Consider the following 6210-nt stretch of genomic DNA (forward strand, 5'->3'; position numbering starts at 1 on the left):
GTGAGGATACATTGAGAGGAGTGAGAGGTTGGAAAAAATCGTTGAGTTAAAAAATGTTACAAAAGTAATTAAAGGAAGAACCATAATAGATAATATTAGCTTTCAAGTAAATAAAGGAGAGGTATTTGGTTTTTTAGGTCCAAATGGAGCAGGGAAAACTACAACTATTCGAATGATAGTTGGTTTAATGAATATTACATCAGGGGATATCAGTGTTGGCGGTTCAAGTATTAAAAGTGATTTTGAAGACGCGGTGCGTCATATTGGTGCGATTGTTGAAAATCCGGAAATGTATAAATTTCTAACTGGCTATCAAAACCTGGTCCACTATGCAAGAATGTCAAAAGGAATTTCCAAGGAGAAGATTGCCGAAACAGTAGAACTCGTGGGATTAACTAACCGCATAAATGACAAGGTAAAAACCTACTCCCTTGGTATGAGACAAAGATTAGGGTTAGCACAGTGTCTATTGCATGATCCACAGGTGTTAATCCTTGATGAACCAACCAACGGTTTAGACCCTGCTGGAATAAGGGAAATTCGTGACTATGTACGTCTCCTGGCAAGTGAAAAAAACCTAGCCGTGATTGTCTCAAGTCATTTGCTTTCAGAAATGGAAATGATGTGTGACCGGATTGGGATTATTCAGAATGGGCGCTTGATCGATGTGCAGCATGTCCATGAACTAGTCCACGGTGAAACTGAAATGACCTATGAAATGGAAGTAGTTCCTAGCGAAAAGGCGTTGGCACTTTTGGAGACCCACTATCCAAATCTTCGAGCAAACCGTTCAAGGAATGGTATAACTGTGGCGCTTCCAAAAGAAGAAATTCCGAATCTAGTAAAAACATTCGTTACAGAGGATATTCAAGTTTTTGCAATCAAAGAAGTAGCCAAGACTTTAGAAGATCGCTTCCTTGAACTGACAACCGAAAAGGGGGCGCCAAGTCGTGGTTAATTTAATTAAAAATGAATGGATGAAAATTTTTAGACGCCCTGGAACGTATGTGATGATTGCGATCCTGATCGTTATTATTTCTATTTTTGGTATTTTTCAAAAATACCAGGAACAGGATTTCAACCTTGATAAAAACTGGGAACAAACATTACAGCAGGAAAATGATGCACTAAAGAAGCAGATGAAGCAAAGCAATTCGAAGCTGGAGAAGCAGTTTTATAAGGAAGAAATTGCTATTAATGACTACCGAAAAAAGCATCATATTCCCTATAATGAAAAATATAATGTCTGGACGTTCGTGAAAGACGCTTCACAACTCATTATCCTAGCAGGATTATTTACAATAATTATTTCGGCAGGGATTGTTGCGAGTGAATTCAACTGGGGTACCATCAAGCTATTATTAATCCGGCCGATAAATCGCAGCAAAATCTTAGCATCCAAATATCTTACCGTTATGTTGTTTGCGTTGCTGATGTTGGCCATCCTATTTGCTTTCTCTACTTTACTTGGTGCCATCCTGTTTGGAACGCCAGATCATCCTGTGCCATATTTGAATTATTCCAATGGGCAGGTAACGGAGCAAAATATCATTGTTTATCTAATGATTTATTATGGGTTTAGATCCATTGACACGATAATGCTTGCGACGATGGCGTTTATGATTTCATCAGTTTTCCGAAACAGTTCTCTAGCAATTGGCTTATCATTATTTTTGTTATTCACAGGAGCTCAATTTACAGTATTGCTTTCGATAAAATTTAGCTGGGCTAAATACATCTTGTTTGCCAACACGGACCTAATGCAATATGTGGACGGTACACCCATGATGGAAGGAATGTCGATGTCATTCTCAGTTATCATGCTCCTCATCTACTTTGTAATATTCCAATTATTAGCCTTTCTTGTCTTTAAAAAACGAGACGTTGCTGCCTAGATAGATACGAAAAGGGTGTCAGGCACCATGTGAATTTTTCACATGGTGCCTGACACCCTTATTATTATTTCTTCCTTGATAGTTTCTCATAGACAATCGCAAGTGCCTGTTCGAATTTTCCGGTTTTCTTTGGTTGGTAGTATTGTTTGTGTTTTAATTTGTTGGGCAAATATTGTTGCGGTACCCAACCGTTTTCATAGTCATGTGGGTATTTGTAGTCAATTCCTCTGCCAAGCTCTTTTGCCCCTTTATAATGGGCATCCTTTAGATGGTCAGGTACTTCGCCGACGATACCTTTTTGAATATCTTCGAGCGCAGCCTGAATGGCTAAGACAGCCGAGTTAGATTTTGGTGATAAGCATAGTTCAATCACGGCATTTGCAAGTGGAATTCTTGCCTCTGGAAAACCAATTCTCTCGGCGGTTTCAATCGCTGCTAACGTGCGTGCTCCTGCTTGTGGGTTGGCTAGTCCGATATCTTCATAGGCGATGACAATCAATCTTCGGCTGATACTCGGCAGGTCACCGGCTTCAATTAATCGGCCCAGATAATGAAGAGCAGCATTGACGTCGCTGCCCCGAATCGACTTTTGAAAGGCTGACAAGACATCATAGTGGCCATCACCGTCTTTATCGGCAACAAGGCTTTTCTTTTGCAAACATTCTTCAGCGGTTTCGACATTGATATGGATGATATCAGATACATCCTTATCTGTTGAAAGGATTGCTAATTCTAGTGCGTTCAAAGAACTCCTTACATCACCATTCGAACCTTGTGCAAAATGCATTAACGCGGCATCCTCAATTTCAACCTTCAATGTACCAAAACCGCGTTCGTCATCCTCAAGGGCGCGAATTAAGGCCTGCTTGACTTCATCCGGAGTTAGCGGCTTTAACTCAAAAATCTGACAGCGGCTCCGGATCGCAGGATTAATGGCATGGTAGGGATTACTAGTCGTAGCACCGATTAGTACAATCATTCCATTTTCTAAATAAGGTAATAAAAAGTCTTGCTTTGCTTTATCTAAACGATGGACTTCGTCGAGGAGCAGAATAACTTTTCCTGACATTTTTGCTTCAGCAGCAACAATTTCCATATCTTTTTTATTATTCGTCACCGCGTTGAGTGTTCGAAAGGCGTACTTTGTGCTGCCGGCAATCGCACTGGCAATCGAAGTTTTGCCAATACCAGGAGGTCCATACAAGATCATTGAGGTCAGCTGTTTGGCCTTCACCATTCTTGAAATTATTTTTCCTGAACCTACCAGATGCTGCTGTCCGACAACTTCTTCAATCGTTCTAGGCCGCATCCGAAAGGCTAAAGGCTTTTGCTGCATTGTACATCTCTCCAAAAAAGGTTTTTCTAATTGTTATTTAGATTATGTATAGCTTTACATTATCATTTTTCCTTGAAAAAGCATATTAAAGAAGAATATGATATAATTTTAATGCCTATCAAATTACTAAGGATTTTTATTTTTAATATAGATATGAATAGAGGTGCGGTATGAAAATCTCAACAAAGGGTCGCTATGGTCTGACGATCATGATAGAACTTGCTAAAAAACATGGTGAGGGCCCGACTTCATTAAAAACGATTGCGCAAGCAAATGATTTATCGGAACATTATTTGGAACAATTAATTGCCCCATTGCGAAATGCAGGGTTAGTAAAAAGCATTAGGGGTGCATACGGTGGCTATATCTTAACAGACATTCCATCTAAAATTACGGCTGGGGATGTCATTCGAGTCCTAGAAGGACCGATCACACCTGTAGAAGGTATTGAAGATGAAGAACCAGCCAAACGAGAGCTGTGGATTCGGATTCGGGATGCTATTAAGGATGTTTTGGAAAACACTACGTTAGAAGATTTAGCAAATCATAGTAATGATGAAGAGCCGGATGGTTATATGTTTTATATTTAGGGTAAAAAGTAACATTGTAGAATTATTTTGATAGAAGGTGTAAATGTGAAACGAATCTATCTCGACCATGCTGCCACATCTCCCATGCATCCAAGGGTTATTGAAAAAATGCTCGAGGTGATGAAATCAACTTTCGGAAATCCCTCAAGCATCCATTCTTTTGGCAGGGAAGCACGGCACCAGATTGATTTAGCGCGCGCGGTGCTAGCGGACAGCATTGGTGCAAAGGAAAACGAGATTATTTTTACAAGTGGAGGAACCGAAGCAGATAATATGGCGTTATTTGGGGTTGCGGAAACCTATCAGCAAAATGGCAGGCATATTATTACCTCCGTAGCGGAACATCATGCGGTTCTCCATGCTTGCAAAAAGTTAGAAAAAATGGACTTTGAAGTCACGTATTTACCTGTGGATGAAACAGGTCGAATATCAATGACTGAACTTCGTGCTGCCTTAAGGGAAGATACCATTTTGGTGTCGATAATGTATGGTAATAATGAAGTTGGCACACTCCAACCAATTACCGAGATTGGACAGTTATTAAAAGATCATCAAGCGAAATTCCATACCGATGCCGTTCAGGCTTACGGTGTCGAAAACATTGATGTCAATGAAAGCCAGATTGATTTGTTATCTGTCTCTGCCCATAAAATAAGCGGGCCAAAAGGAACAGGATTTCTTTATGCCAGGTCCAATGTGAAACTGTCGCCTCGTTCCTTCGGTGGTGAGCAAGAAAGAAAAAGACGTGCTGGGACGGAAAATATTGCGGCGATTGTTGGATTTCATGAAGCTGTGTTGATTGCAAATGAAGAACGTACAGCCAAGCGTGATAAATTCATTGATTTGAAAAAGACCTTGATGGAAAGGCTTCGTCAGTTAGATGTAGAATTTGACAGAAACGGATCGCTTGAATATTCATTGCCACATGTATTAAACTTAAGCTTTCCTGGGACAAGTGTGGAAGCGATGCTAGTTAATCTCGACTTAGCGGGAATTGCTGTTTCGAGCGGTTCGGCATGCACAGCGGGCTCAATAGAACCTTCCCACGTACTTGTTGCCATGTTTGGGAAACAATCAGAACGATTAACTAATTCGATTCGTTTCAGCTTTGGCTTTAATACGACAACCGAGGAAGTAATTAAGGCAGCTGAGGAAACGGCTAAAGTTGTTACTCGTCTGAAAAAATAAATCTTCGACGACTTTGCAGCATAAGAGAGGTGAAAATCAATGGAAAGAAAAGATCCAAAAAACACAAGGGTTGTTGTTGGAATGTCAGGGGGAGTAGATTCTTCTGTGGCAGCACTTTTGTTGAAGCAGCAAGGCTACGATGTCATCGGAATTTTTATGAAAAACTGGGATGACACGGATGATACCGGTTTTTGTACGGCAACCGAAGACTATGAGGATGTCATTCGCGTTTGTAATCAAATCGGGATCCCCTATTATGCGGTAAATTTTGAAAAACAATATTGGGACAAGGTATTTACCTATTTCCTTGAAGAATATAAAGCAGGCAGGACACCTAATCCGGATGTAATGTGTAACAAGGAAATTAAATTTAAAGCCTTTTTAGAGCATGCAATGAAATTAGGTGCGGACTATCTGGCTACTGGCCATTATGCACAAGTTGAATATCGTGATGGAGAATATAAGATGCTCCGCGGTCTTGACGAAAATAAGGACCAAACCTATTTCTTAAACCAGTTGACGCAGGAACAGCTTAGTAAAGTTATGTTCCCGATAGGTAATCTTGAAAAACCAAAAGTTCGTGAAATTGCCAAAGAAGCGAATCTTGCCACTGCTACAAAGAAAGATAGCACAGGGATTTGTTTCATCGGGGAACGAAATTTTAAAGATTTCCTAGGTCAATATCTGCCGGCTCAGCCAGGAAACATGGAGACGTTCGATGGTGAGGTTAAAGGCAAGCACGAGGGGTTAATGTATCATACGATCGGTCAAAGACATGGCTTAGGAATTGGTGGAGCGGGTGAACCGTGGTTTGCCATCGGTAAGGACTTAGAAAGAAATGTTCTTTATGTGGGCCAAGGTTTTCATCATGAAAAACTATATTCAGATTCCATTACTGCTGTCGACGTAAGCTGGGTATCGGACCGAGAAAAGCCAGCTGAATTTACATGCACGGCAAAATTCCGCTATCGTCAGGAAGACCATAAAGTAACCGTGCGTCTTTTAGAAGATGCTCAAGTTGAGGTCGTTTTTGATGAGCCGATTCGTGCCATCACTCCAGGACAAGCCGTTGTTTTTTACAATGGAGATGAATGTCTGGGCGGAGGGACAATTGACCACGTCTTTAAAAATCGTGAACGATTAACATATGTTGGCTAAAAAAAAGCCTGATTCCTTTTCTGAACTATAACCCGAATATTGG

At 40.6% G+C, this 6210-nt stretch carries 6 protein-coding genes; 5 read left to right on the forward strand and 1 reads right to left on the reverse strand.

The genetic code is table 11. The features are described from left to right. The first annotated feature begins 28 nt into the window (after positions 1-28). Both J7E63_RS09245 and J7E63_RS09250 read left to right on the forward strand, forming a co-directional pair. The gene (locus tag J7E63_RS09245) at positions 29-958 is read left to right on the forward strand and encodes an ABC transporter ATP-binding protein (protein WP_215011288.1); all 930 of its coding nucleotides are present in this window, start codon (positions 29-31) and stop codon (positions 956-958) included. Beyond that, positions 951-1895, forward strand: a complete 945-nt coding sequence (locus J7E63_RS09250) for an ABC transporter permease (protein WP_215011290.1) — start codon at positions 951-953, stop codon at positions 1893-1895. Before J7E63_RS09245 ends, J7E63_RS09250 begins: the two co-directional genes overlap by 8 nt. 64 nt (positions 1896-1959) lie before the next feature. Here J7E63_RS09250 and J7E63_RS09255 read toward each other — a convergent pair whose 3' ends face one another. Continuing rightward, entirely contained in the window at positions 1960-3231 is a 1272-nt protein-coding gene (locus J7E63_RS09255; protein WP_215011292.1) for a replication-associated recombination protein A, read from the reverse strand. Positions 3232-3401: 170 nt separating this feature from the next. On the opposite strand from J7E63_RS09255, the gene cymR reads away from it, so the two are divergent. From cymR to mnmA, 3 genes are read left to right on the forward strand one after another with little or no spacing between them, the layout of a single operon-like run. After that, on the forward strand, positions 3402-3821 hold the full coding sequence (gene cymR, locus J7E63_RS09260) for a cysteine metabolism transcriptional regulator CymR (RefSeq protein ID WP_088089084.1): 420 nt from the start codon (positions 3402-3404) through the stop codon (positions 3819-3821). Positions 3822-3866: 45 nt separating this feature from the next. Next, positions 3867-5009, forward strand: a complete 1143-nt coding sequence (locus tag J7E63_RS09265) for a cysteine desulfurase family protein (RefSeq protein ID WP_215011294.1) — start codon at positions 3867-3869, stop codon at positions 5007-5009. Between the two features lie 39 nt (positions 5010-5048). Continuing rightward, positions 5049-6167: a tRNA 2-thiouridine(34) synthase MnmA gene (mnmA, locus tag J7E63_RS09270; RefSeq protein WP_215011296.1), complete on the forward strand. Its 1119-nt coding sequence runs from the start codon at positions 5049-5051 to the stop codon at positions 6165-6167. Positions 6168-6210 lie beyond the last annotated feature (43 nt).

It is taken from the genome of Bacillus sp. ISL-75 (assembly GCF_018613095.1).

Excerpts from the sequence above, each read along its gene's own strand:
- J7E63_RS09255 (WP_215011292.1), bottom strand. The coding sequence starts at position 3,231 with ATGCAGCAAAAGCCTTTAGCCTTTCGGATGCGGCCTAGAACGATTGAA.
- cymR (WP_088089084.1), top strand. The coding sequence starts at position 3,402 with ATGAAAATCTCAACAAAGGGTCGCTATGGTCTGACGATCATGATAGAA.
- mnmA (WP_215011296.1), top strand. The coding sequence starts at position 5,049 with ATGGAAAGAAAAGATCCAAAAAACACAAGGGTTGTTGTTGGAATGTCA.